This window comes from Nonomuraea sp. NPDC003560 (assembly GCF_042878785.1).
GTDB lineage: Bacteria > Actinomycetota > Actinomycetes > Streptosporangiales > Streptosporangiaceae > Nonomuraea.
Map to the genome: position 1 here is coordinate 201,042 of NZ_JBIAOF010000008.1, position 25,131 is coordinate 226,172.

Genomic DNA, 25,131 nt, shown 5'->3' on the forward strand with positions numbered 1-25,131 from the left:
TTGTTCCAGGTGGGATTCGCCGGATTCCACCCCCTGAATCCCGCTAACGTGGGGCACATGGCAGTTGATCAACACGGAGGTGCGGGGGTGGCCGGCGACAGGCGGGCGGGGGTCGATCTCAGGACGAACGTGCCGCACTCGGCGCGGGTCTACGACTACCTCCTGGGGGGCAAGGACAACTTCGCGGCCGACCGCACGGCGGCCGAGGAGGTCATCAAGATCGCCCCCTACATGCCGACGTCCGTACGCGCCAACCGCGACTTCATGGTCAGGGTGACCCGCCACCTGGCGGCCGAGCGCGGCGTCGACCAGTTCATCGACGTCGGCACCGGGCTGCCCACCTCGCCCAACCTGCACGAGGTGGCCCAGCAGGCCGACCCCGCCGCCCGGGTCGTCTACGTGGACAACGACCCGCTCGTCCTCGTCCACGCCCGCGCCCTGCTCACCAGCAGCCCGGAGGGCAGAACCCGCTACATCCAGGCCGACCTGAACGACCCGGACGCCATCATCGGCTCGGCCGAGGTCCGCGAAACCTTCGACTTCACCCGTCCCGTCGCGCTGTGCCTGATCGCCGTGGTGCACTTCATCCCCGACGACTCCGACGTGCGCTCGATCATCGAGCACCTGATGAAGCCGCTGCCGCCGGGCAGCTTCCTGGCCCTGTCCACCATCACGCTGGACAGCGCGCCGAGCCGGCTGGTCAGCGAGGCCGTCGCCCAGTACAACCGGCGCGGCATCATGTCCAAGGCCCGTACCAGGGCGCAGATCGAGGAGTTCTTCACCGGGTTCGAGCTCATCGAGCCGGGTGTGGTGCCGGTGCACCGGTGGCGGCCCGACGACCGGGCGCTGCTCGTGGAGGACTCCATGGTCTCGATGTACGGCGGCCTCGCCGTCAAGGCCTGACCGGCCACCGGAGGGCGGCGGTGAGGGCTCTGAACTCGGTGATGCGCAAGGCCCGCGCGGCCAGGGCGTAGAGGGCGGCGCCGATCGCGGCCGCGGTGCAGAGGGTGACGAGCGAGCCGGTCCAGTCCGTCCCGGGCCTGGCGCCGAGAACGCGGTTGACGACGGCCGCGGCCAGACCCGCGACGATCGCCGCGGCGAGCATCCGGGTGTGGGCGCCGAGAAGGCGGTGTCCGTCGACTCTGCCGATCCGGCGGCGCAGCAGCTGGGCCGTGAGGAGCATCCCCGCGGTGTAGGCGACGGCGGAGCAGGCGGCGAGGGCGATGACCACGTTCGGTCCGGGCGCGAGTCGTGCGGCGGTCAGGCCGGCGGCGACGGTGACGGCGGAGGCGCCGACGCTCAGCAGAGCCGGGGTGCGGGTGTCGCCGAGCGCGTAGAAGACCCGCACCATGATCTGGTAGCCGGCGAACGGGACGAGGGCGAGGCCGTGGACGGCGAGCACCGAGCCGGTGAGACGGGCGGCGGCGGGCGAGGCGTTGCCGTGGGCGAACAGCACGGTCGTCAACTGCGGGCCGAGCACGATCAGAGCCGCGGCGACGGGAACCAGGACCACGCCGGTGAGCCGCAGACTCCGGGACAGGTCGGCGGTCACCCGGGCGAGGTCACGATCGGCCGCCGCCCGGCTCATCCTGGGCAGGACCGCGGTGATGACGGTGACCGCGATGACCGCGTAGGGCAGCTGGAACAGGGTGTAGGCGTTGGACTGGACGGCGACGGCGCCGGGCCCGGCCTGCGAGGCGATCCGGGTGATCACGAGGAAGACGGCCTGGGCCGCGGCCACGGACGCGATGGTCCATCCGGCCAGGGCGACGATGCGCCGGACGCCGATGCCTCGCGGGTCGGCGCGCAGCCGCAGCCGGAACCCGGTTCGCCGGCTGACCACGAGGAGGACCGTCATCTGGGCGGCGACCCCCGCGCTGGTGCCGATCGACAGCAGCAGCACCTGGCCGCCGGTCAGCGACTCCAGCTTCCCGGTGCCGCCGATCAGCAGGAAGACCGAGGCGGTGGCGATGACGACGAGGTTGTTGGCCACCGGCGCCCACATGGGCGAGACGAAGCGGCTGCGCGCGTTGAGGATCGCGGCCAGGGTCGCGCTCACTCCGTAGAACAGGATCTGGGGCATGAAGTACCGGGTGAACACGACGGCCAGATGCCGCTGGTCAGGGCTGAACCCCGGAACGTAGAGGTCCACGACGAACGGCGCGGCGACGATCGTCACGATCACCACGGCTCCGAGGCCGTAGACCACCAGCGACAGCAGCCGCTGGGCGAACAGGTCGTCGTCGATGTCGCGGTCGGCGGCCGTGCGGACCAGCAGCGGGACGAGCACGCCGGCCAGCGCGCCGCCGAAGACGAGCTCGTAGACGGTGTTGGGGGTGACGTTCGCCGCGGTGTAGGCGTCCAGCAGCTTGGTTCCCAGCCCGAGCGCGGCGACCAGCGCCAGCGTGCGGACGAAGCCGGTGGCCCTTGAGACGAAGGTGGCGATCGCCATCGCCCGTCCCGTCCGCATGAGCCTGGGTTGATCAGGCATGGGTGATCTCCTCCGTCTGCGCTTCGGTGCCGGAACGACGGCGTCGGGACGAGGCCCCCCGTCGGAGGGGCCTCGGTGTTCTTCATGCCTCCTACGTTTGCGCGGCCCGCATCGCCACGTCGTCGATCCGGAACGCGGACCCGGTGGGGGCGCTCCAGACGAAGGTCCAGTCGACGCGGGTCGCGCCCGTGGGCGCGGTGAACGTGCCGGCCGCCTCGGTCCAGGCCGTCCTCTGAGGCAGGGGGACGGGGTCGGTACGCAGCACCGTGCCGTCCTCGTCGCGCCAGCGCACGTTCCAGGTGACGGTGGGCATCGTGGCCGCGGCCTCCCGGTACCACAGCGACACGCGGTAGCTCTTGCCGGCGATCACCCCGCTGTATCCGGGGTACTTGTCGAGCGCCACCGCGCTGCCCGACCCCTCGGTGCTGGTCAGCTGCAGCGAGCCCGTGCCGCCGTGCGCGTCGCCGGTCTGGTGCGCCAGGCTGGATCCGTACCAGGCGGAGTAGGGCGCCGTCGAGACGTCCTCGAAGGTCTGCTCGGTGATCGGCGGCACTTCGGGCGCCTTGCCGTCGAACGTGCTGCCGGCGTCCTGGCCGTACTGGGGGCCGACCCACTCCGCGGCCGTGACGCGTCTGCCCATGTCGTAGATCCTGAACTGCCACGGTCCCGTGTAGGTGTTGTCGTGCCAGGAGTTGTTCGACTGGAAGACGATCGACTTCTCGATCTTCTCCCCCAGGTACGGGGACCACTCCGGGTGCGCCGTTCCCCAGTTGGACAGCAGGCTCATCTGCCCGCAGTACTGCGTCGAGCAGCCGCCGCCGACGGCGCCGGGGTCGAAGGAGAAGGTGTTGTGGTGGATGTCGAGGTTCTTCGTCCACCAGCGGCAGTCGGTGTAGAGGGGCTCGTCCTTGATGGCGGGCGGCGCGCACTTCGAGGTGTTGGCCGGCCCGACGATCAGCGTGCAGTCGCTGGTGGTCGAGGCCGCGCTGCCGCAGAACCGGTCGGCGTTCGCCCACGCGGTGATGCCGCCCCAGTTGTTCTCCAGCAGGTTGCCGGTGACCTCGATCTTGCCGGTCCGCGCCGGGATGCGCGGCTCGCCGTCCGCCTCGGACAGGTAGATCGCCGCGTCGGGGAACGAGTCGCCCTTCGCCGCCCGCTCGGCACCCGCCTTCCAGGTGTTGCGGCGGAGGGTGTTGTTCCGGATCACGGCGTTGTAGCTGATCTCGTAGAAGATCCCGATCGACTCGTTGTCCTCGATGAGGTTGTTCTCGATGAGGAAGTCGTTGTTGTTGGTGTCCGCCCAGATCCCCGGGCCGTGGTTGTGGTGCACCCAGTTGCCGGTCACGTCGGCGCCGTTCACCGCCCAGAACTTCAGGCCGCCGGTGCATCCGCACCCTTGGCCCTGGTGCTCCCAGTCGTCGGTGTTGTTGCCGGTGACCTCGTTGTCCGCCACCACCAGGCCGGTGATGTGGTCGCCGTGCTGGGACGCGTTCAGGCCGAGCTGGCCGTTGTCCTTGATGCAGTTGCCGCGGATCTGGTTCCTGGCGCCGGCCATCAGCGCCGCGCCGGAGTTGTCGCGGAACGTGTTGTGCTCCACGACCCAGTCGTCGGCGGCGCTGTGGTTGACCACGGCCTCTTCCTGCGGCGCGACGAACCCGGTGACGGTCAGGTACCGGATGGTGACGCCGGTCGCCGTGTCACCGAACGCGTACTGGTTCACGCCGTTCCCGTCCAGCACCGCGCCGGGCGCGCCGATGAACGTCGCGTTCTCACCGGGCAGGATCTGGGCGTATTGGGCTTGTTCCAGCGTGTGCGTGCCTGTTTCGAAGTAGTACGTGGTGTTCGCCTTGCGTAAGTTCACGCCGCTGTTGTCGCCCGCGGGCACCACCTCCGCGCCGGCGGGCGGTGTGGTGGGGCCGTTCAGCGACGCGCTTCCGCAGACCGCGGCCTTCGCCGTCGCCGTGGCTGTTCTGGTTGCCGTCGTCGCCGTCGTCGCCTTGGTCGCCGGATCGCCGGCGTCGCCACTCGCCGGCGTCGCGCCGCCCATGACGACAGCGGCGAGCGCCACCAACGCCATTGGCCACGTTCTTCTCATTCATCTTCTCCTTGGGTTTCGGCCAGCCTTTACTGCCATTGACTGCTGGCCGTCGTCACTGTAGCCCGCGTCCGCTCACAAGATCGAAGCTTGGACAAATTGGACAAATTACGGCCCAACCGAGCCCCCACCCGCCTGCTCCTCATGCACGTGGTTGCATCTGGTCCGTGTTCCGGACGTGATCCGATCGCGGCAGGATCACCGTCATGAGACGGATGATCACAACTTTGGTGGCCTGTGCCGCCCTGCTGGCGGGCGCTGCCCCCGCGCAGGCAGTGAGCAAGGACCCCGTGCGGGCGCTGAAGGCCGTTCTGGGGGCCGGGCACGGCGTGCGTTTCACCGAGACGACCACCCTTTCGGGTGGCGCCGGCGAACGAGCCGAACGCCGGCGCGAGGGGGTCTTCGCATTCGACGCCCAGGGCCGCGTCAAGGCCCTGGACGTCACCACTACCGGAGGCGAGCACGGGCGCGAACGTGTCATCGGCTTCAACCACGACATCGGCGGCACCAGCTATCAGTCCGGCGGCTTCATGGGGAAGTGGCTGAAGAAGGGCAAGACCTGGTGGAAGGACAATCACCAGCTGCACCTCTGGCACACCGAATTGCTCGGCTACGACGAGCAACTCGTCAACCCGGCCGAGCCCGCGACCCTGGCCGCCCTGCTGAAGAACGGACGGCGGAGCGGGGACACCGTCACCGGCGCGATCACCTTCAAGCAGCTCACGCGGGTTTCCCGCTGGGCGGGACACTCGACCCACGCAGGATGGAGTCGGGACGGGAGGCTCGCCTACACCGTCACGCTGACCTCCGCGGGCCTGGTCGGCAGGGTGCAGAGCACGTTCACGTTCGCCGCCGGCCTCGACGAACTGGTGGGCAGGACCCTCCACGTCGACACCCGCTACAGCCGGTGGGGCGGCAAGGTGTCGATCACGGCGCCGGACCCCCGCGAGACGACCACCGAGCTGTGCATCGAGGGCATCTGCAATTGGCGCCTTCCAAGCTGACACCGAGGCCCTGGCGGTGCACCGCTCAGAAATCCTCCGCCACGTCGTCAGTACTGGCAGCCCCTCGCCACCCGCGGAAGGATTGACGACCATGACCGACGCCAGACTGGCAGGCGACGACGAAGCCACGTTCATCGCGGTGGCCCGCTCGCATGACGCGGCCCGGTTCGCGCTCATCACGGAGCCCTACCGGCGTGAGCTCCAGGTGCACTGCTACCGGATGCTCGCGAACTACGACGACGCGCAGGACATGACGCAGGAGACGTTCCTGCGGGCGTGGCACAAGCGGGAGTCGTTCAAGGGCCACGCCGCGCTGCGGACCTGGCTGTACCGGATCGCGACGAACGCCTGCCTCGACTTCCTGGACAAGCGCAACGACCGCACCCCCGTGCCGGCCGAGCTGCCGGGCACGGGCTCGGAAGTGCGCCACCTGCAGCCCTACCCGGACCGGATGCTCCCGGAGGATCCGCAGGAATCGGTGGTGGCGCGGGAGACGATCGAGCTGGCGTTCATCGTCGCCGTCCAGCACCTGCCGCCGCGGCAGCGAGCGGTGTTCATCTTGCGCGACGTCCTCGGCTGGCCGGCGTCGAAGGCCGCCGGCGCCCTGGAGCTGACCGTCGCATCGGTGACCAGCGCACTGCAGCGGGCCCGCGTGACGATGCGCGAGCAGCTGCCCGGCCGCCGCCTCGACTGGCGGAGCCCTGCCACGCACGAGCTGTCGCGTGACGAGCGCGGCGTGGTGAAGTCGTACATGGACGCCCATGAACGCAACGACCTCGACGGGCTGACGGCCCTGCTCCGCGACGACCTGCGCTTCACGATGCTGCCCGACCCCGGCACCCTGGTCGTCACGGCCGAGGACGCGGTGGACGGCTGGGTCTCCCATGGGCTCTTCCAGCGCGGCTACGACGACTGGCGCTGCCTCGCCACGACGGTCAACCTCATGCCCGCCGCCGCGCTGTACCTCCGCACCGCCGACGGCCCGGAACACCGTCTGTTCACCATCGCGGTCCTGCGCATCGCCGACGGGAGGATCGCCGAGCTGACCGGGTTCGACGCCGCCGACAAACCATGGCTGGGCCTGCCCGCGACGCTGTGATCGGACAGGGCCGGCGCACGGGCCGGCGGCACCGTCCTCCTCGTCCTCGGCGCGCCGGCCCTGTGCTCATCGCCGCGTCTCGTACCGGGTCAGCACCACGCCGCCGGGAAAGGCGCGCGTCTCGACCAGGTTCAGCTTCACCCAGCCGTCCAGCGCGGTGAAGAACGGCGTGCCGCCGCCCACCAGGACCGGATGGGTGACGATCGCGTACTCGTCGATCAGCCCGGCCCGCATGGCCGCCGCGGCGAGCGTCGCGCCGGCGATGTCCATCGGGCCGCCGTCCTCGGCCTTGAGCCTGGTGATCTCGGTGACCGCGTCGCCGGTGACCAGGCGGGTGTTCCAGTCGACCTTGTCGATCGTCGACGAGAACACCACCTTCGGCATGTCCCGCCAGAGGCGCGCGAACGCGATCTCCGCCGGGGTGGCGCCGGGCCGCTGGTCGGCGGTCGGCCAGTGGGGGCTCATCGCCTCCCACAACTTGCGGCCGTACAGCGTCAGCTCGCTCGCCCGCATCTGGTCGTACCACCACTGGAACAGCTCGGCGCTCGGCGACGAGTCCGGCCCCTCCCCCGCACTCCAGCCGATGTCGTCGCCGGGCGCGGCGATGTAGCCGTCCAGGGTCACGTTCATGCCGAAGATCAGTTTCCGCATCGTGCCGGCCTTCCGTGAGTCGATGTCACGTGTGTACAGACGGGCGCGGCGCGGAAACTTAATCGGCAGGATCAGAGCTGGATGCCCTTGATGATCTTCGTCAGCCCCGGCACGAGAGGCGGGGTCGCCATCACGGTGACGACGACTCCGGGGCGCTCGACCCAGCCCGAGTACACACCGGCCCCCAGCGCGCCGTCACCCCCCTGGCGAAGCACCTCGCGATCGCCGATCTTCGTGGTGGTCGTGTCACCGGAGAAGGTCCCGATGCGGAACGGCGCGTTCTTGAGCTGCGCCACCGAGGTCGCCTTCGGCCAGCACACCACCCTGACCCACAGCGACCGGTGCCGGCGGCTCATGTCGTCGCGGTCGTCCGACCACTGGTAGCTGTACTCGACCATGCCGTCGTGCTTGTTGACGAGGACCTGCCCGTAGGTGAAGCCCTTCGGGATGTGGTTGACGCGGACCCCCTTCATCGCCGCCGCGCCTCTCGCGGGCTTGTCCACCTTCGCGGCCGACGAGCGCCGGACGTCCGCCTTGGAGGGGGCGGGACAGCCGGGACGCTCCGCCGCCTGCGCGGGGAGGGCCACGAGAGCTGCGGCAACGGGGAGCACGGCCAGGGCGGCAAGGTTCTGAATCTTGTGCATGTCAGGGTTGGATGCGTCCGGATCAAGAAGGGTTCGGCACTCTTTTCGCGGCATTCTGGGCGGAACTTCATCCGTGATGAGCGCATCAAACCCAGCGTGTTGATCGAAGGAGACCCTCAGCGGCTCGGCCGCTACTGGCTGGCGGGGCGGCTCGGCGCCGGCGGCCAGGGCGTGGTGTACGAGGCCTACGCCGAGGACGGACGCCGCGTGGCGATCAAGGTGCTGCACGGCGATCAGGCGGCCCAGCTCGGCCGGGAGGCGGCGGCCGCCCAGCGGGTGGCCTCGTTCTGCACCGCGCCGATCATCGAGGCCAGGCTGGAGGGCCCGCGCCCCTACATCGTCAGCGAGTACGTGGAGGGCCCGAGCCTGCGCACGGCGGGCCGGATCTTCGCCGGCGACGACCTGCACCGCCTGGCCACCGCCATCGCGACGGCGCTGACCGCCATCCACGACGCCGGGGTGATCCACCGCGACCTCAAGCCCGACAACGTGCTGCTGGGCCCGGACGGTCCCCGCGTGATCGACTTCGGCATCGCCAGGACCGCCGAGATGTCGCTCACCGCGACCGGCGTGGTGAGCGGCACGCCCACCTACATGGCCCCTGAGGTGTTCATCGGCCAGCGTGCGGACGCCTCGGCGGACGTGTTCGCCTGGGGAGGCGTCATCGTCTTCGCCGCCACCGGCCGTGATCCGTTCCACGCCGAGAACCTGGGAAGCATCATGCACCAGGTGTTGTCGGCCACCCCCGACCTGTCCGCGCTGCCCAGGACGCTGCGCCGGCTGGTCGCCTCGGCGCTGTCCAAGGAGCCGGCCCAGCGGCCGACCGCCCGCGAGCTGCTGCTGGCGCTGGTCAGCGGCGACGGCGCCCTCGACACGGCCCGCCTGCTGGCCCAGGGCGGCCGGCGGGCCGCCGGGATCGGCGCGCAGGGGCACGATCCCGCGCTCGGCACGCTGGCCGAGCAGGCGTACACGATGCTCGATCCGGCCGAGCGCGAGCTGGTCCCCGAGGTGTTCCTGCGGCTGGTGACGGTGGACGAGGCGGGCGAGCTGTCGGCCCGGCACGCCGAGCTGGCCGAGCTCGTGGAGGGGCGGGCGCCGCGCGAGGCGGCCGCCGTGCGGCGGATCCTGGCCGTGTTCGGCTACCTCCTGGCCGACCAGGACGGCGGCGTACGGCTGGCCAGGCCGGCCCTGCCCCATGCCTGGCCGCGGTACCGCCGGTGGATCGAGTCCAACCTCGACGGCCTGGCCGTACACCGGCAGATCCTCACCGCGGCGCGGCGCTGGGAGGCGGCGGGACGCCGGGACGGCGACCTGTTCCAGGGCAGCAGCCTGGAGAACGCGATGCAGTGGGCGGCCACCGCCCGCCGCGACATCACCCTGTCGCCCACCGAACGCGACTTCCTGGCCGCGGCGGCCACCCTGGCCAGGCACCGGGCCAGGCGGGCCCGGCTGACCTCGCTGAGCCTGGGCGGGCTGCTGGTGATCGCGCTGGTGGCCGGCGGGCTGGCCGTGCAGCAGAGCGCGGTGGCCGACGACCGGGCCGAGCAGATCGCCGGGCAGCTGACCAGGTCGGAGGCGGCCAGGCTGGCGGCGGCGGCGACCACGACCCGCCGGAGCGACCCGCACCAGGCGATGCTGGCGAGCCTCGCGGCCTGGCGGCTGGACCACACGCCGGCCACCAGAGCGGCCCTGGTGGCCTCGCTGGCGCAACGCGAGACGGCGATGTTCGGCGACCCGTCCACCGCGGGCGACACGGTACGGACGCTCGGCGCCGACGGCCGCACGCTGATCAGCGCCGACTCCACCACGACGCGCGTCTGGGACGTGCGCAACGGCCGCCTCCTGCGGACGCTCGCCACCCGGGCGGCCGAGCCGCTGGACAGCGTGACGCTGAGCCCGTCGGGCAAGGTGCTGGTGACCGTGACGGCCAGTCGCGCCACCGCGGTGAACCTCGCCAGTGGCAGGCCGATCAGCGACTACGCCTTCCCCACCGCCAAGGACTTCACGAGCGAGTGGGTCGACGTGTCGTTCGAGCGGGACGACTCCGTCCTGCTCCTGGAGGCTGACCGGCGTACCCGCTGGGACCTGCGAACCGGCGCCGCCAAGGCGCTCGGGCCCGCCCCCGCGGGCACGTTCAGCCGGGACGGGGTCTGGCAGGCCGCACGGCGCGGTCGCCTGCTGGAGCTGACCAACCTGAGGACCGGGGCGAAGGACGTCATCGGCGACAAGGACGGCGCCGGCACCCAGGGCACCTGGAACGGCGGCGCGGCCGTGTTCGGCCCTGGCCTCATCGCGACGGTGGGACCGCGGTCCATCCAGTTCTGGCGCAGGTCGGACACGCATCTGCTCACCTCGGTCCAGGTACGTGGGGGCGAGGGGGCGGCGCAGGGGGCCTTCGACGGAAGCACCTTCCGCTACCTGCTGGGCGACCAGGTCTTCTCGGTGGACGTGGCCGACCTGGCCGTCGAGAACGACGATCACCTCGTGGGCATGGCGACGCTGAGCGGCGACGGGCGGCTCGTGGTTCGCGACGGCGAGCTGTCCGCCGTCGGCGGGCGGAAGATCGGCGCGTTGCCGGAGGCGGAGAACGCGGTGTTCAGCCCGGATGCCCGTTTCGTCGCCACGTACGGGCCCGAGGTGCGGATCGTGGACACCGCCTCGGCCGCCGTCCAGGGCACGCTGCGCACGTCCGCGGCGCAGGTGGCCTTCTCCCCCGACGGCGCCGGGCTGGCCGTGGTCACCGAGCAGGGCGGGGTCGAGCTGTGGGACCGGCGGACCAGGCGGCGGGTGTGGTCGGCCAAGGCGGGCGCGGCGACGTACGCGGCCTTCTCCGCCGACGGCCGGACGCTGGTGGTGGCGGGCGACCGCGTGCACCTGCTGGAGACGGCCGGCGGCAAGGCCGTGGGGCCGGCGTTCGGCGGCGGCGGCAGGAACGCCGAGGGGGTGCGCGCGTATTTCACCCGCTCCGGCAAGGCGGTCGTGGTGCTCGACGCGCGGCAACGGATGACGGTCTGGGACGTGGCCACGCGCCGCAGGCTGGCCACCGCGCGCGGGTTCGACGTCCCCGCCGCCTACTCGCCGCGCGAGGACCTGCTGGCCAGCCTCCAGGTGGGCGGCAGGGTGCGGCTCGTCGACGTGATGTCGGGCACGGACCTGGGCACGCTGCTCGACGAGGGCGGCGGTCAGGACCCGGAGATCGGGCAGCCGCTCGACGTGGCCTTCACTCCCGACGGGTCGGCGGTGCTGACCGTGGACGGCAACGGCCTCGTCAGGCGGCACGCCGTGGGCGGGGAGGCGATGGCGGCGGCGGTGTGCGCGAAGGCGGGCGGGCTGAGCGCGGCCCGGTGGCGGGTGATCGTGCACGCGCTGCCGTACAGAAAGGCGTGTCCCTAGCCGGCGACCGCCACCACGCCGAACCCGGTCGGTTGTGACGGTCGTCCCGTCGATAGGTAGATGGCCGGTATATATTGATCACATGAGACAGATGCAGGAGCCGACCTTCCTGATCTTGACCGCGCTGGCTGCCGGTCCACAACACGGATACGGCATCATCACCGACGTGGAGCGCATCTCGGACGGCCAGGTCCGCCTGCGCGCCGGCACCCTGTACGCCGCTTTCGACCGACTCCAGGAAGAGGGTCTGATCGCCGAGGACCGGGAGGAGATCGTCGACGGCCGGGTGCGCCGCTACTACCGGCTGACCGGCGACGGCGCCGCGAGACTGGCGGCGGAGGCCGAGCGGATGCGCAGGCACGCCAAGGCGGCCACCGAACGCCTGCGCGCGATCGGTTCGGGGGGCGCGGCATGAGCCTGCTCGAAGCCCGCTACCGCCGCCTCCTGGCCACCTACCCGCGAGACCACCGGGCGCGGCATGAGGAAGAGATGATCGGCGTGCTCCTCGCCGGAGCGCGGCCCGGCCAGACCCGCCCTCAACCGGCCGACGCGGCGGACTTACTGTGGGGCGCGCTGCGCGTCCACGGGCGGCGCGCCTTCGGCCCGGTGTCCTCGCCGGCCTGGCGCGCCGGGCTGGCGCTCGCCGTGGCGCTGTGGCCGTTCCTGATGCTGGCAGGTGAGCTGGCGACCGGACTGCTCCGGGGTGCCGAATCCGTGGGGAACCCGGGGGTCGCCGTAGCGCGGCCGACCTGGATCCTGTACCTGGCCGAGCCGATCGTCATCGCGGCCCTGCCGGTGCTGGCCGTGCTGCTCGGTCGGCGGTGGATCGCCGTGCTCGGCGTGGTCGCGTTCGTGCTGCATCAGGCAGGCGATCCATTTCCCGGTCTCCTGGATCTGGACACACTGTTGTTCCCCAACCACGGCCCGGTCCTGCTGGCCCAGCTCGCGTCCGTCGCCATCGCCTTCGCGCCCGCGGCGCATCGCGCGATCACGGCCGTTCCGCGGCGCGCGTTCCTGCTGTGGGGGCCGCTCGCCGTGGTCGAGCTGACCGCCAGCAAGGCCATCGTGCGCTGGGTGGACGTGATCACCCAGCAGGACGTCGTGAGCTGGAAACCCGTGCCGTGGCTCGTCGTGGTCGGGCTGGCGGCCGGGTACGCGTGCCGGTCGGCCGTGGGGCGGCGGGCGGCGCTGCTGCTGTTCGTGCCCGCGGCGGCCCTCGGCGACCTCGGGGACCTCCCGTCGGTGCCGACCTTCACGGCCCTTGCCCAGCTCGGGTGCGCGGCCCTGGCCTTCACCGCCGCGGCCGCCTTGACCCGGCGGCGGAGAAGCCTGGGACGAGCCCCGGCTTCTTGAGCAAGAACCCGCCACCGAGGCTCGCGCATGCGGTCGAGGTGGACGAACGTCACGTCGGCGTGGCAGCCGCCGTCCGGAAGTCAGTCGCCGTCCGGAAGTCAGTCGCCGTCCGGAAGTCAGTCGCCGACCGGGAGTCAGTCGCCGACCTGGCCGGTCGGCTCGGGGCCGCCGAATCCGGCGAGGAGTTCGCGCAGGAGGTCGGCGAGCTGCTCGCGGCGCTGGAGCGGCAGGTGGCCGACGAGGCGGTCCTCCGCGGTGAGCAGACCGGCGACGACGCGGTCGAGCAGGGCGTGACCGGCCTCGGTGAGGGTGACCGCGCGGGTGTGGTAGCCCGATCCGGCGGTGGTCCGTTCGACCAGACCCGCCGTGACGGCCCGCTCCACGCGCTGCGTGATCGCGCCGCGCGTCACCATGCACGCCTCGGCCAGCGCGCCGGGGCTCATCCGGTACGGCGGCCCGGCACGGCGCAGGGTGGACAGCAGGTCCAGCGTCGCGACGTCCACGCCGAGAGCGGCGAGCAGGCGGCGGCGCTCGTCGCCGAAGACCTTGGCGGCCCACCAGATGCGGGTGATGACCCCGATCGAGTCCACCGGGACGCCCGGCAGCTCACGCCGCCAGGCGTCCTGGATCGCGTCGGCTCCGTCGCGGGGCAGGTCAGCGGCCACGTTCGGCGCCGCCGTTGACCTGGACGACCTGGGCGGTGACATGGCTGCCGCCGGGCGAGGCGAGCCAGTGGACGGTCTCGGCGACGTCTCCCGGCGTCCCGGGGCGGCCGGTGCAGGTCTGGGCGACGAGGGTGGCGCGGCGGTCGTCGTCCAGGGCGCCGCCGAAGAACTCGGTGTCCTCGATGAACCCCGGCGCGACGACGTTCACCGTGATGCCGCGCGGCCCGAGGGCGGCGGCGAGGTCGTAGGCGTACGGGTGCAGGGCCGCCTTCATCGGCCCGTACGACGTGCCGCCCGAGCCCCGCAAGGCGGCGATCGAGCTGAGGAACACCACCCGTCCGGCCGGATTGAGCAGGTCGCGCAGCGCCTCGGTGGGCAGCACCGAGGTCAGCACGTTGGCCCGGAAGTTGGCCGTCCACCGCTCGGCGAGGTCGTCGATGCCGCCGCGCCCCTCGACGTTGCCGCCCGCGTTGTTGACCAGGACGTCGATCGCGCCGAACCGTTCGGCCAGCTCGCCGCGCATCCGTTCGACGTCGGCCGGGTCGCTGAGGTCGGCGGGCAGGGCGAGGGCGCCGATCTCGGCGGCCGTCTTCTCCAGCACGTCGGCGCGACGGCCGACGACCACCACCTGGTCCCCGTCGGCCGCGAAGCGGGCCGCCACCGCCCTGCCGATGCCGGTGCCGCCGCCGCTGACCACGATCGTGCGTGCCATGCTCACCCCTCCTTGAAGTTTAGCCCTAAAGTCAGGCTACCGGTCGCGCGTCCCCGCCGCGCCACCGGCCCGGCGGGGACGCCACCGCCGGGGGTGTTCCCTACTGCGGTTGGGGGGAGTTCGGGATGGGGAGGTGAGGGCCGCGCTGCCTACATTCGCCGCATGAATCATGTGACTCGCTGGGCAGCGCTCGCTGCCGGAACCGCCCTCTCGCTCGTGGCCGCGCACGGCCGATGGGAGGTGGCCGGGGCGGCGTGGATCTATCTGATCCTGCTGTTGCGCTTCTCCCGCACGAGCCGGACGCTTCCGGCGCTGGGCGGCATCGCACTCGCCACCGTGGTGTCCACCACGTTCTGGCTCTACGAGAGCGGGCTGCCGGTGTTCAGCCCGGTGCTGGCGCTCTCCCTGGTCATGGCGCTGACGGGCGTCGTGCCGTACGCCCTGGACCGTCTCGTCGCGGCGCGCTTACCCGGCGCGTGGGCCACGCTGGTCTTCCCCCTCGGGGTGGTCGGCGTGGAGTACGCGCTCGCGAACGTCAGTCCCGTCGGCAACATCCTGAGCTCGCTGGCCGCCACCCAGCACGACAACCTCCCGCTGCTCCAGCTCGTCTCGGTGACCGGCGGCTACGGCGTCAGCTTCCTCATCGCCTGGTTCGCCGCCGTCTGCAACCACCTCTGGCAGGACGGATTCACCTGGCGGCGGGTGGCGCCCATCGGGGCCGTGCTGACGCTGGTGCTCGTCGGCGGCAGCATGCGCCTGGCGCTCGCGGCGCCCGCCGGCGAGACCGTGCGGGTGGCCGGGGTCAGTCCCGCACGTTCGGTTCTGGAGGCGTCCGACAAGGCCCTGAACGGCTTCCCCTCGCCGGAACAGCTCGCCGGGGCCGATCCCGACGCGGTTCGGCGGGCGTTCGCCCCGGTCAACGACTCCCTGCTGACCGCCACCGAACGGGAGGCGAGCGCCGGAGCCAGGATCGTGGTCTGGCCGGAGGCGGGCGGCGCGGCACGCGAGGCCGACAAGCAGCGGCTGATCGACGCGATCGCCGCGGTCGCCGTCCGGACCGGCAGCTATGTGGACGCCGGATTGATCGTGATCACCGGCACGCCGCCGTACATGCGCAACGAGACGGTGCTCGTCGATCCGAACGGACGGGCCCGATGGACGTACGAGAAGGCGCGCCCGGTGCCGGGCATGGACCCGTTCGCCCCCGGGGACGGCAGGGTGCCGACCGCCGACACCCCGTTCGGCCGCCTGGCCAACGTCATCTGCTTCGACGCCGACTTCCCCGCCCTGATGAGGCAGGCCGCCGACGTGGACCTGATGCTGGTGCCGTCCAACGACTGGTACGGCTTCGGCGCCACGCACACCGAGAAGGCGGCCGTCCGGGCGGTGGAGAACGGCTACTCGCTGATCCGGCAGGCCACCAACGGCCTGGCCGCGGTCTTCGACCCGCAGGGCCGGACGCTCACCTCGGCCGACTACTTCACCACCAGGCAGCAGACGATGGCGGCGTATGTGCCTGTCGCCAGTGATCCGACGATATATGCGCGTATCGGCGACGTGTTCGCCTGGCTCTGTCTCGCGGCGCTGGCCGTCCTCGGGGCCGTGGCCATGCGCACCAGGCGGCTGCCCGTCACCCCACCGCCGGCCGGCCGGGAAGGCTCATGAGCCCGGCCGCCCGTACGGGCCGTGCGGGTCCCGCGGGGTGCTCCGGGCCTGGGAGCGGGCGGCCTGCACGCCGGCCTGGAAGCGGGTACGGGCGCCGAGCCTGGCCATGAGCTCGGCGATGCGCCGCTGGGCGGTGCGGTAGCCGATGCCGAGCTGGCGGGCGATGGCCTCGTCGGTCAGGCCGGTCAGCAGGAGGGCGATCAGCCGTTCGTCGTCCTGCGGCGCCTCGCGCGTACCGGTCAGCCGCATCGGCAGCGCCCGCGCCCAGATCCCCTCGAACAGCCCGCTCAGCGCCTCCAGCAGCCCGGAGGGGTGCACGAGGAGCGCCGCGGAGTCGGGTGACTCGTAGCGCAGCACCAGCAGCGCGAACCGGTCGTCGACCAGGTAGAGCTTCATCGGCAGGCTGGGCAGCACCCGCGCCAGCTGGCCCGCGCCGATCATCCCCTCGATCAGCCGCAGCGCGCCCGGCCGGTCGATGAAGTCGCGCTCGTAGATGACCCGGCTGGTGATGCCGCGCTCCAGCAGCTCGCGGTGGGCGGCCACGCTGGCGTGCCGGTCGAAGTACGGCGGCTGGGAGAAGGTCCGTACCTGGTGGCGGGCCGCGCGCTGGAGCTGGAGGAGGCGTTGCCGTACCGCGGCGGCGCCGGTGATCACCTCCACGACCAGCGGCGGCTGCTGCCCGGAGGCGCGCTGCCGGAAGGCGTCGTCCAGGTCGGCGGCGCGCTCCCTGGCTCGCGCGAGCCCCTCTTCGGCGACGGTGAGCAGCGCGTCGAGCGCGACGGCGGGGGCGACGGCGACGTACCGCGCCGGTTCGTCCGGCAGCCGGTCGACCAGGCCCTTGCTCTCCAGCCCGGCCAGCAGCGCGGGCAGGCCGGAGCCGGCGAAGCCCGCGGCGAGCCGGTCGAGGGTGGCCGGCGAGCACTCGACGAGCAGCTCGTAGAGCTCCTCCTCGGCCGGGCCCAGCCCGAGCGCTTCGAGCGTCACCGCAGCCAGCCGCGCAGGACGGCCTGGTAGCCGGCCTGGAACCGGGTCTGCGCGTCGAGCTGGACCATCATCGCCTGCACCCGCCTGCGCACCGTGCGCGCGCTCCAGCCGAGCTGCGCCCCGATGGCCGCGTCGGTCAGCCCGGAGATGAGCAGGGGCAGCAGGTCCGCGTGCGCGTCGGCGGGGCTGCGCTCCTCGGGCAGCCGGGCCTGCCCCTGCCGCACGCCCAGCGGGACGGCGCGCTGCCAGTTCATCTCGAACAGCGCGCCGAGCGCCTCCAGCAGCGTCGGGTCGTGCACCACCAGCGCGGATTCGACCAGGTGCCGGTCGTGCCGCAGCGGCACGATCGCCGTCGGCCGGTCGTTCAGGACGAGCTTCATCGGCACCTCGCCGACCCTGGCCTGCTCGCCGGCGGTGATGTAGTCGGTGACCACCGTCAGCGCCCCGGGCAGCTCCATCGCCTTCCTGTCGTACAGGACACGGTAGTTCACCCCCCTTGCCAGCAGGTCGAACTCGCACGCGTTCGCCCCGACCACCCCCACGTACGGCGGCGCGTCGAACACCCGGATCGAGCGGCGCGTCTCCCGCTGGAGCTGCTCGAAGCGGTCGTTCACCGCCTGCCTGCCGATCACCACCTCGACCAGCCCGGCGGCCTCGCGCTCGGTGCCCGCCCGGTGGAAGGCGGCGCTGAGCCCGGCGATGCGGCCCCGGGCGGCGGTCAGCGCCCTGGCCCTGGCGCTGATCAGCGCGTCGAGGCCCATGCTCGGGGCGACCGCGGCGTACCTGGGCGGGTCCTCCGGCAGCCGGGTGACCAGGCCGAGTTCCTGGAGCCTCGCGCAGAGCGCGGCCTGCGGGCCCGCCAGCCGCTCAAGGTCGGCGGCGGTGATCGGCGAGACCTCGATCAGCGTCTGGTACAGCGCCTCTTCGGCCGTCGACAGGCCCAGGGATTCGAGCATGCGCCCATCGTGTCCTCTTCCCGCCAACGGCGTGAAGAGGACGAAAGGTCATCTTTCCGGATATGGCGCGGAATGGGAGGTTTTGTGTGCTCGATCATGAACTACTCCGAGGAGAACCATGGCTCGCCGCCCGCTCGCCGGGCTGACCGCGTTGGGGTTGGTCCTGTCCATGGGGATGGCCACGCCCTCCCCTTCACCCGAGTCCGCCGACACCCCGGCCCCCGCCCCGGGCGCCTTACCCGCCACCACCCAGCTCACCCTGATCACCGGCGACGTGGTGACGTACGGCAAGGCCGCCGACGGCACCCCGCGCGCCGACGTGAAACCGGCCAGGCGCGCCGGAGGAGCGCCGGTGTCCTTCATGACCCTGCGCAAGGGCGGCTCCTTCTACGTCTTCCCCTCCGACGCGCTGGCCCCGGTGGCCTCGGGCCAGGTGGACAAGGGCCTGTTCGACGTGGCGTACCTGGCCGCCAACGGTTACACCGACGCCGAACGCCCGACCCTGCCGGTCATCGTCCAGTACGGCGCCGCCGAGCAGGCCGCCGCGACGCTGTCGGCACGGGCCGACGCGCTCCCGGCCACCGCCTCGCCCGTCGCCCTGGCCAGCGTGGGAGGCGCCGCGGTCAAGGTGGACAAGAAGGCGGCGCGGGAGTTCTGGGCCGCGACCGCCGTGTCCCCCACCGCGTCCCCCTCCGCGCGCGCGACCGCGCCGACGGCGATCTGGCTCGACCGCAAGTTGACGGCCGTGCTCGACAAGAGCGTGCCGCAGATCGGCGCGCCGCAGGCCTGGGCCGCCGGCTACAAGGGCAAGGGCGTCAAGGTCGCCGTGCTCGACACCGGCGTCGATCCCGACCACCCCGACCTGGTCGGCCGGATCGGGGCGACGGCCAACTTCACCGACGATCCCGACGCCCGCGACGGCCACGGCCACGGCACCCACGTCGCCTCCACGATCGCCGGCTCCGGACGGTACACGGGCGTGGCGCCCGAGGCCACGCTCCTGGTGGGCAAGGTGCTCAGCTCGTCGGGCACGGGCACCTCGTCGCAGGTCATCGCGGGCATGCAGTGGGCCGCCGCGCAGGCCAAGGTCGTCTCGATCAGCATCGGCGGCGAGTACGAGGACCAGAACGGCCCCGTCAACCAGGCGGTGAACACGCTCAGCGCCGAGACGGGCGCGCTGTTCGTCGTGGCCGCCGGCAACGACGGCGGCAGCCGTACCGTCAACGCGCCGGGATCCGCGGCGGCGGCGCTGACGGTCGGCGCGGTCGACCGTGAGGAGAGACTGGCCCCCTTCTCCAGCAGAGGCCCGGCCCCGTTCGACTACGGGCTCAAGCCCGACGTGGTCGCGCCCGGCGTCGGCATCGTCGCGGCCCGCGCGCGGGGGACGTCGATGGGCTCGCCCGTGGACGAGCTCCACACCGCCGCCTCCGGCACCTCGATGGCGACCCCGCACGTGTCGGGCGCGGCGGCCATCCTCGCCGGGCAACACCCCGACTGGACGGGCCCGCAGCTCAAGGCGGCGCTCATCGGCACCGCCAAGGACGACGGCCTGACCGCCTACCAGCAGGGCGCCGGGCGCATCGACGTGGCCAGGGCGGTCACCCAGCAGGTACGCGGCTCGGGCAACCTCGACTTCGGCTTCCTGAGCTCCCCGCGGAGCGGCCCGGCCACCAGGAAGATCACCTACACCAACGACGGCGACCAGCCGGTGACGCTGACCCTGCGCGCGAGCATCGCGGCGCACCGCGGCACCGCCCCCGAGCAGGCGCTCAAGCTGGACCGCGACACGGTGACCGTCCCCGCCCACGGCGCCGCGGACGTGGCCGTCGCCTTCGACCCGTCGGGACCGGCCACCTGGTACGAGGGGGCGGTGGCGGCCACCGGCGGCGACGTGGTCGTGCGCACGGCCGTGGGCGCGTTCGTCGAGCCGCGCAGGGTCAAGCTCAGGACCGAACTGATCATGCCGGACGGCGCGGCCGACGCGGTCTCCGTCCCGTGGCTGTTCCTGCGTACCGACGACCGCGACGACCTGGACTCCTTCTACCAGACGGCCGAGGGCGAGGCGAGCGTCTACCCGGGCACCTTCAGCGTCAACACCATCGCCGCCTGGCGGGGTGAGGACGGCGAGTGGCAGCAGTCGCTGCCGACCGCACCCGAGGTCAAGGTGGACCGGGACACCACGGTCACCCTCGACCTGCGCAAGGCCCGCGAGGTCCGCCTGGACACCCCCCGCACGACCGAGACCTACCTGTCCCACTACGCCCTGCGGCGCACCACCGCGAACGGCGTCGTGGCCGACTTCCTCTCCTCCTACCCGGCGTACGGGCTGCACCATTACTGGATGCTGCCCACCGAACCGGTCAAGCAGGGCGCCCTCGACCTCACCGGCCAGTTCTGGCAGGGCGCGCCGCTCGTCACGATGAAGGCCGGCGGACGCACGCTCGCCCCCCGCTACGCGGGCGTCACCCCCGACCTCCCCAAGCTGACCGGCAAGCAGACCCTCCCGCTGGTGGACGTGGGCCACGGCACCGACCTGTCCGGCCTGGACGTACGGGGCAAGCTCGCCCTGCTCGACCTGGGCGACCTCTGCCCGGACACGACCTGCTCCGGCGACGGGCTCGACCGCGTGCAGGCCCTGGCGGCCGCCGGCGCGGTGGGCGTGCTCGGCTACGGCGCGTCGGGACGGGCCTTCCTCGACCCGACCGGAAGCTGGGCCTTCTACCCGATCCCGACCATGAGCCTGCCCGCCGACCAGGGCAGGGCGCTGGCCCGCAAGCCGGTGGACGTCAAGGTCGAGGGCAGCCCGGCCACGCCGTACATGTACTCGCTGTTCTTCCCCGAGCGCGGCCGCATCCCCGCCGGCCTCGACTACCGGGTGACCAGGAAGAACCTCCAGGAGATCGACGACCGCTTCCACTCCGACCGCCCCGGCGCCGTGCGCATGAGCTGGACCCCCGTGCTGATCAACGGCTCCGAACCGTTCGCCGCGTGGGGTCTCGGCGGGGCCTGGCAGGCGCGGACCACCGTGACCGAGTACGTCGGGCCGGTCTCGCCCGACGTGACCTGGCAGCGCGAGGTCAGGATGCGGTACGACGAGGGCGACCTGTCCAGGACCGGCTACAACACGGTAGCGCTCGACGTCTTCACCAAGGCGGGACGCCGGACGGAGCGGTGGGGCATGCAGCCCAGGGTCCCCGGCGGCCCGCGCGACGGCGACCGCGTGATCGACTCGGGCACGGTCACCTGTTTCGCGTGCCGTACCGGCGACCTGTTCACGTCGGCGGTGCCCGTCATGGGCCCCGAACCCCACCACCAGGAGCCCTTCACCTGGAGCGCCAATTTCCAGGCGTGGGCCGGCGGCAAGGACGAGCTGCACCTCTACCGCGACGGCCGGGAGGTGCCCCTGGAGGAGAGGATCGGCGCGCTCGGGCCTGTCGCGATCAAGTTGCCGACCTTCACCCTTCCGCCCGATGAGGCCGAATACCGGCTCACCGACACCTTCCACACCCCGCAGCCGGGACAGCGGTTCGCGACCGACGTCGAAACGGCCTGGACGTTCCGCTCCAAGCGCCCCGAATCCGGGATGAAGGACCTCACCGACGGCCTGTGCGCGGGCTGGCTCGTCACCCAGGTCCTGGCTCCCTGCGCGCCGGTACGCCGGCTCAACCTCAGCTACGACCTGGACCTCGATCTGGACAACCAGGCCACGGCCGGGGTCGCCCGCCGCATCACCGTCACCGGCTACAACGGCTCCTTCGGGCAGCCCGACGCCAAGCTGACCGCGCTCCGGCTCTCGGCCACCTTCGACGGCGGCGCCCACTGGGTGCCCGTCCTCATGTCGGCCTCCGGCGACCGCGCCTTCACCGGCACCATCACCCACCCGCCCCTGTCCCGGACCGACGGCGCCGTCGGCCTCCGCGCCCAGGCCACCGACCAGGAGGGCAACACCGTGGACCAGACGATCCACAAGGCCTACGGGCTGAAGCAACCCTGACGAGCCGTCGTCGGATCCGGGGCGTTCAGCAGCGGCCGCGCGTGCGCCGGCCGCCGCTGGGCCAGCCACTTCTGAAGCTCGTCCTCACCGTGACCGGCTGAGAGCGCGCCGGGGCGGGACGTCGCCGGGCGAGGACCGGGCCGCGGGACGTCGCCCGTCCCGCGGCCCGGGCACGGTCAGCCGACCGCGTAGGCGCGGGTCACCGTCTGGGTGACGCCGTCACCGGCGGTGTCCTGGGCCGTCGCGCGCAGGGAGACGAACCCCGGGGAGGCCGGGTTGGCGACGGTCGCCGTCCAGCCGGAGTCGGCCGCCCGGGTCCTGACGGGCTGCCAGGTGGCGCCGTCGTCGGTGGAGAACTCCAGCTCGACCGTGCGCACCGCGGCGCCGCGGGCGCCGGGGTTGCGTTCGATCCAGATCGACAGCGGGGTTCGCGACCCGGGTCTGGCCCGGTTCGCGGTGTCGAGGCCCTTGGGCGCGTACCTGACCGCCATCAGCGGCAGGGGCGTGGCCTGCGTGGTACGGGCCGAACGGAACGTCCAGACGGCGTCGACGCCCGTGGACAGGGTGTTCGCGGACGTGTCCCGGCGCGAGGACGCGGCGAGGGTGTAGGTGCCGGCGTCCTGCGGCAGCGTGGCGGACAGCGCGCACTGGTCGCTGTCGCCCGGCGCGCAGCCGGCGATGCCGCTCGTGGCGATCTGCCTGCCGTCGCGGGAGAGGGTCAGGGTGCCGGTGGCGGTGGCGTCCATGCCGGTCAGCCCCGCGACGCCGTCGGTGTGGAGCCGGCCCGCGAAGAACTGGAGCGTGTCTCCGGTGCGGCTGCCGCCGGGCGTGGCGAACGACGGGCCCGCGACCGCCGCGTTCCAGACCTCGGAGAAGGCTCGCTTCCGCACCGGGCTCGTGCCGATCTGCCGGGAACCGCCTGTCTGGAACTCCGAGGACCAGGCGAGCCCGGGGCTGCGGTAGTGCGTCATGGCGGAGGGCAGCGGGATGTCCTTGGTGGGCAGGGTGAGCGCTCCGATGCCGGCCGGGTCCAGCGGTCCCGTCCACATGGTGCCGGTGCCGGCCGCGCCCGTGGAGCGGAACGTCTCGGACGCCTTGACCAGGTCCTTGGTCCGCGCGGAATAGGTGGGGTCGTCCGGGATGCCGCCGGTGCGGCGGTCGACGAGGTCGTAACGGTAGGGGCTGGGCGCGGCGTCCTTCTTGTGCCAGACGGTCCAGGACTCGTAGGTGAGCCCGGGTTGCCGGACCGGAATGACGTAGTAGCCCTCATTGGGGTCCGGACCGGAGGAGTACCAGCCGTACTGCCATGGGCCGTTGGCGAGGTAGAGGCCGAACTGCGGGTCGGCCGCGGCGGTCGGGTCGTCCACGGCGAACCGGACCTGCCTGCCCTCGCGTGCGTCGACCGTGACGCGCAGGTCGTCGGCACCGACCGCGAGGGGCCGGTGCCCGACCGTCAGGACGACGGGGTCGAAGTCGTAGATCTCGGTGTAGAGGTTCCAGGCGCCCTTCGGGAGCCGTGTCTTCGCCACCCCGTCGCGGAAGGTGAGCATCCGCTGGGCGCCGCGCGCCTGGTCGTAGACCATTCCGAACGCCACGCCGGGCGCGGCGCCCGACCTGGCGACAGTGGTGACGGTGACGTCGTGGGACTCCGGTTCCACGTACGCGCCCGCCGGCGTACGCAGGATCGTGTCGCCGGAGGTGGCGGTGAGCACGCCGGGGTAGTCGCCCGCGGGCTTGCCGGTGACGTCGAGAGCGAGGGTGAGGGACGCCTGCCCGCGCGCCGGGACCTCCAGCTTGTCCTGCGGCAGCTTCAGCACGTCGGTGTCGGTCGTGAGGTTCAGGGTGACGGGGGCGTCCCCGTCGTTGGTGTAGGTGATCGTCCGGGTGGCCTGGCCGCCGGTGTGCTGCCACGGGAAGGCGGCCCAGACGGTGGCGGGAGAGGCGACCACCTGCTGCGCCAGCGCGCGGGGCACGTCCACCCGCCCGGCGCCCTGCTCGTAGAGGCCGGTCCCGCTGGTGGGCTTGGCGCTGTCGACCAGCGCGGCCTTGAGCTGCTGCCCGGTCCAGCCGGGGTGTCGCTGGGCGAGGATCGCCGCCGCGCCGCTCACGTGCGGCGCCGCCATGGAGGTCCCGCTGTGCGCCACGTACGGCCCGTCGGCGGTGCCCTCGGCCGCGGCGGCGACGATGTCCACACCAGGGGCGGTGATCTCGGGCTTGATCGCGTGATCGCCCGTTCTGGGGCCCTGGTTGGAGAACCTGGACACCTGGTCCGACCGGTCGACGGCGCCCACGGAGAGCGCGGCGTCCGCGGTGGACGGGCTGGACACGGTCCCTTCGCCGCCGCCGTTGCCGGCCGCCACCACGAAGAGCGTGCCCGTCCGTTCCGACAGGGTGTTCACGGCCTGCTCGACGGGATTGTCGCTCGGTTCGTCCACCGTGCCGAGGCTCATGTTGACGACCTTGGCGCGGACCTCGGTGGCGGCCCACTCCATGCCCGCCAGCAACGCCGAGTCGGCGATGCCGTCGACGCCGCCCACCTTCCCCACGGCGATGCGGGCCCCCGGCGCGACGCCCCGGTACTTCGTCCCGGCCCCGGCGACGATCGAGGAGACATGCGTGCCGTGGCCGACGCGGTCGGTCATGTCCGGCTCGTCGGAGAAGTTGCGCTCCTGGGTGACGACGCCCTTGAGATCGGGATGACCGGCGTCGTAGCCGCTGTCGAGCACGGCCACCGTGACGCCCTGGCCGGTGAACCCCTGCTGCCACGCCTCGGGCGCGCCGATCTGCGCGGTGCTGCGGTCCAGCGAGAAGGACCGGCGCCCGTCGAGCCAGATCTTGCCCTTCCCCGCGGCCGACGTACGAGCCCCGCTCACCAGGTCCCGCCACGTCCGCGCGGCGGTGCTCTTCGGCAGCCGCACCGCCGCCACGCCGAGGTCGTCGAGCTTGCGGGTCACGCGGGTGCCGCTCAGCGTCGGGGCCGGCTGCTCCCCCAGGGTCTGGCTGATCAGCGGGATCTCGTCCGTGTCGGCGTCGCCGTACTTCCACGCCAGAAGCCGGGTCACGTCGAAGAGCCGGTCGTCGAGCAGGCCCTCGCTGACCAGCGGGAACGCGTCGGAGGGGATCACGTAGAGGTGTCCGTCGCGAAATTGCGCCGAGAAGCGGACCCGCCGGCCGGGGGCGCTCTCCACCCGGTGGCCCCGGCCGCTGACCGTCACCTTGTCCCCGGTCAGGAGCGTCACGCTACCGGCCACGACCGGGCCGGTTCCTGCCGGGGCCGCGGCAAGGGACGGCTCCTGAGCCGTGACGGCTCCCAAGGAACCGGCCAGTACGGCGGCCACTAATCCTGTTCGCAAAGTTGTGAATGCCACACCCCTACTTGGACGAACCGTCGTGAAGCGTTATGAGCCACGTCGCCAACCGGCCGG

At 72.3% G+C, this 25,131-nt stretch carries 18 protein-coding genes; 9 read left to right on the forward strand and 9 right to left on the reverse strand.

Translation table 11 applies throughout. The annotated features are described in order from the left end of the window. Positions 1–57 precede the first annotated feature (57 nt). Entirely contained in the window at positions 58–903 is an 846-nt protein-coding gene (locus ACFYUV_RS29755) for an SAM-dependent methyltransferase (RefSeq protein WP_387673688.1), read from the forward strand. On the opposite strand, the gene murJ is transcribed toward ACFYUV_RS29755, so the two are convergent. Beyond that, on the reverse strand, positions 893–2,491 hold the full coding sequence (murJ, locus tag ACFYUV_RS29760; RefSeq protein ID WP_387673691.1) for a murein biosynthesis integral membrane protein MurJ: 1,599 nt from the start codon (positions 2,489–2,491) through the stop codon (positions 893–895). The genes ACFYUV_RS29755 and murJ overlap by 11 nt on opposite strands. A gap of 91 nt (positions 2,492–2,582) precedes the next feature. Then, the gene (locus ACFYUV_RS29765) at positions 2,583–4,352 is read right to left on the reverse strand and encodes a right-handed parallel beta-helix repeat-containing protein (protein ID WP_387673694.1); all 1,770 of its coding nucleotides are present in this window, start codon (positions 4,350–4,352) and stop codon (positions 2,583–2,585) included. Here ACFYUV_RS29765 and ACFYUV_RS29770 point away from each other — a divergent pair. The 3 genes from ACFYUV_RS29770 to ACFYUV_RS29780 all read left to right on the forward strand — a co-directional run bounded on the left by ACFYUV_RS29770 (position 4,339) and on the right by ACFYUV_RS29780 (position 6,689). Then, the gene (locus tag ACFYUV_RS29770; protein WP_387673697.1) at positions 4,339–4,650 is read left to right on the forward strand and encodes a hypothetical protein; all 312 of its coding nucleotides are present in this window, start codon (positions 4,339–4,341) and stop codon (positions 4,648–4,650) included. The genes ACFYUV_RS29765 and ACFYUV_RS29770 overlap by 14 nt on opposite strands. 142 nt (positions 4,651–4,792) lie before the next feature. Beyond that, entirely contained in the window at positions 4,793–5,590 is a 798-nt protein-coding gene (locus ACFYUV_RS29775; RefSeq protein ID WP_387673700.1) for a hypothetical protein, read from the forward strand. Positions 5,591–5,681: 91 nt separating this feature from the next. Further along, the gene (locus ACFYUV_RS29780) at positions 5,682–6,689 is read left to right on the forward strand and encodes an RNA polymerase subunit sigma-70 (RefSeq protein ID WP_387673703.1); all 1,008 of its coding nucleotides are present in this window, start codon (positions 5,682–5,684) and stop codon (positions 6,687–6,689) included. Positions 6,690–6,755: 66 nt separating this feature from the next. Here ACFYUV_RS29780 and ACFYUV_RS29785 read toward each other — a convergent pair whose 3' ends face one another. Both ACFYUV_RS29785 and ACFYUV_RS29790 read right to left on the reverse strand, forming a co-directional pair. After that, on the reverse strand, positions 6,756–7,340 hold the full coding sequence (locus ACFYUV_RS29785) for a dihydrofolate reductase family protein (RefSeq protein ID WP_387673706.1): 585 nt from the start codon (positions 7,338–7,340) through the stop codon (positions 6,756–6,758). 71 nt (positions 7,341–7,411) lie between these two features. Continuing rightward, positions 7,412–7,984, reverse strand: a complete 573-nt coding sequence (locus tag ACFYUV_RS29790; RefSeq protein WP_387673709.1) for a hypothetical protein — start codon at positions 7,982–7,984, stop codon at positions 7,412–7,414. A 96-nt stretch (positions 7,985–8,080) separates the two neighbouring features. Between ACFYUV_RS29790 and ACFYUV_RS29795 the strand changes: the two genes are divergently transcribed. From ACFYUV_RS29795 to ACFYUV_RS29805, 3 genes are all read left to right on the forward strand, one after another. Next, positions 8,081–11,377 (forward strand): WD40 repeat domain-containing serine/threonine protein kinase, encoded by a 3,297-nt coding sequence (locus ACFYUV_RS29795; RefSeq protein ID WP_387673712.1) that lies wholly within the window; start codon positions 8,081–8,083, stop codon positions 11,375–11,377. Between the two features lie 82 nt (positions 11,378–11,459). After that, positions 11,460–11,792: a PadR family transcriptional regulator gene (locus tag ACFYUV_RS29800; RefSeq protein WP_387673715.1), complete on the forward strand. Its 333-nt coding sequence runs from the start codon at positions 11,460–11,462 to the stop codon at positions 11,790–11,792. Continuing rightward, entirely contained in the window at positions 11,789–12,730 is a 942-nt protein-coding gene (locus ACFYUV_RS29805; RefSeq protein ID WP_387673718.1) for a hypothetical protein, read from the forward strand. The genes ACFYUV_RS29800 and ACFYUV_RS29805 overlap by 4 nt, the downstream gene beginning before the upstream one ends. A 134-nt stretch (positions 12,731–12,864) precedes the next feature. Here the strand turns inward: ACFYUV_RS29805 and ACFYUV_RS29810 are convergent, their stop codons facing one another. Both ACFYUV_RS29810 and ACFYUV_RS29815 read right to left on the reverse strand, forming a co-directional pair. Next, positions 12,865–13,395 (reverse strand): MarR family winged helix-turn-helix transcriptional regulator, encoded by a 531-nt coding sequence (locus tag ACFYUV_RS29810; RefSeq protein WP_387673722.1) that lies wholly within the window; start codon positions 13,393–13,395, stop codon positions 12,865–12,867. Then, complete coding sequence (locus tag ACFYUV_RS29815; protein ID WP_387673725.1) at positions 13,385–14,107, reverse strand: SDR family NAD(P)-dependent oxidoreductase; 723 nt, start codon at positions 14,105–14,107, stop codon at positions 13,385–13,387. Before ACFYUV_RS29815 ends, ACFYUV_RS29810 begins: the two co-directional genes overlap by 11 nt. A gap of 162 nt (positions 14,108–14,269) precedes the next feature. Here ACFYUV_RS29815 and ACFYUV_RS29820 point away from each other — a divergent pair, with 162 nt between their 5' ends. Then, on the forward strand, positions 14,270–15,772 hold the full coding sequence (locus ACFYUV_RS29820) for an apolipoprotein N-acyltransferase (protein WP_387673728.1): 1,503 nt from the start codon (positions 14,270–14,272) through the stop codon (positions 15,770–15,772). Here the strand turns inward: ACFYUV_RS29820 and ACFYUV_RS29825 are convergent. Together ACFYUV_RS29825 and ACFYUV_RS29830 are read right to left on the reverse strand one after the other, a co-directional pair. Beyond that, a complete protein-coding gene (locus tag ACFYUV_RS29825) occupies positions 15,767–16,756 on the reverse strand; it encodes a transcriptional regulator (RefSeq protein ID WP_387673731.1) in 990 nt (329 codons plus the stop codon). The genes ACFYUV_RS29820 and ACFYUV_RS29825 overlap by 6 nt on opposite strands. Continuing rightward, complete coding sequence (locus ACFYUV_RS29830) at positions 16,753–17,712, reverse strand: transcriptional regulator (protein WP_387673734.1); 960 nt, start codon at positions 17,710–17,712, stop codon at positions 16,753–16,755. Before ACFYUV_RS29830 ends, ACFYUV_RS29825 begins: the two co-directional genes overlap by 4 nt. 118 nt (positions 17,713–17,830) lie before the next feature. On the opposite strand from ACFYUV_RS29830, the gene ACFYUV_RS29835 reads away from it, so the two are divergent. Further along, positions 17,831–21,706 carry a S8 family serine peptidase gene (locus ACFYUV_RS29835; RefSeq protein ID WP_387673737.1) on the forward strand — a complete coding sequence of 1,292 codons (3,876 nt, stop codon included), beginning with the start codon at positions 17,831–17,833 and terminating at the stop codon, positions 21,704–21,706. A 176-nt stretch (positions 21,707–21,882) separates the two neighbouring features. Here ACFYUV_RS29835 and ACFYUV_RS29840 read toward each other — a convergent pair whose 3' ends face one another. Then, positions 21,883–24,957 carry a S8 family serine peptidase gene (locus ACFYUV_RS29840; protein WP_387673740.1) on the reverse strand — a complete coding sequence of 1,025 codons (3,075 nt, stop codon included), beginning with the start codon at positions 24,955–24,957 and terminating at the stop codon, positions 21,883–21,885. Positions 24,958–25,131 lie beyond the last annotated feature (174 nt).

Coding starts and splice junctions, on each gene's coding strand:
- ACFYUV_RS29755 (WP_387673688.1), top strand. CDS start 58: ATGGCAGTTGATCAACACGGAGGTGCGGGGGTGGCCGGCGACAGGCGG.
- ACFYUV_RS29785 (WP_387673706.1), bottom strand. CDS start 7,340: ATGCGGAAACTGATCTTCGGCATGAACGTGACCCTGGACGGCTACATC.
- ACFYUV_RS29835 (WP_387673737.1), top strand. CDS start 17,831: ATGGCTCGCCGCCCGCTCGCCGGGCTGACCGCGTTGGGGTTGGTCCTG.
- ACFYUV_RS29820 (WP_387673728.1), top strand. CDS start 14,270: ATGAATCATGTGACTCGCTGGGCAGCGCTCGCTGCCGGAACCGCCCTC.
- ACFYUV_RS29780 (WP_387673703.1), top strand. CDS start 5,682: ATGACCGACGCCAGACTGGCAGGCGACGACGAAGCCACGTTCATCGCG.
- ACFYUV_RS29790 (WP_387673709.1), bottom strand. CDS start 7,984: ATGCACAAGATTCAGAACCTTGCCGCCCTGGCCGTGCTCCCCGTTGCC.
- murJ (WP_387673691.1), bottom strand. CDS start 2,491: ATGCCTGATCAACCCAGGCTCATGCGGACGGGACGGGCGATGGCGATC.
- ACFYUV_RS29800 (WP_387673715.1), top strand. CDS start 11,460: ATGAGACAGATGCAGGAGCCGACCTTCCTGATCTTGACCGCGCTGGCT.
- ACFYUV_RS29775 (WP_387673700.1), top strand. CDS start 4,793: ATGAGACGGATGATCACAACTTTGGTGGCCTGTGCCGCCCTGCTGGCG.
- ACFYUV_RS29805 (WP_387673718.1), top strand. CDS start 11,789: ATGAGCCTGCTCGAAGCCCGCTACCGCCGCCTCCTGGCCACCTACCCG.
- ACFYUV_RS29830 (WP_387673734.1), bottom strand. CDS start 17,712: ATGCTCGAATCCCTGGGCCTGTCGACGGCCGAAGAGGCGCTGTACCAG.
- ACFYUV_RS29815 (WP_387673725.1), bottom strand. CDS start 14,107: ATGGCACGCACGATCGTGGTCAGCGGCGGCGGCACCGGCATCGGCAGG.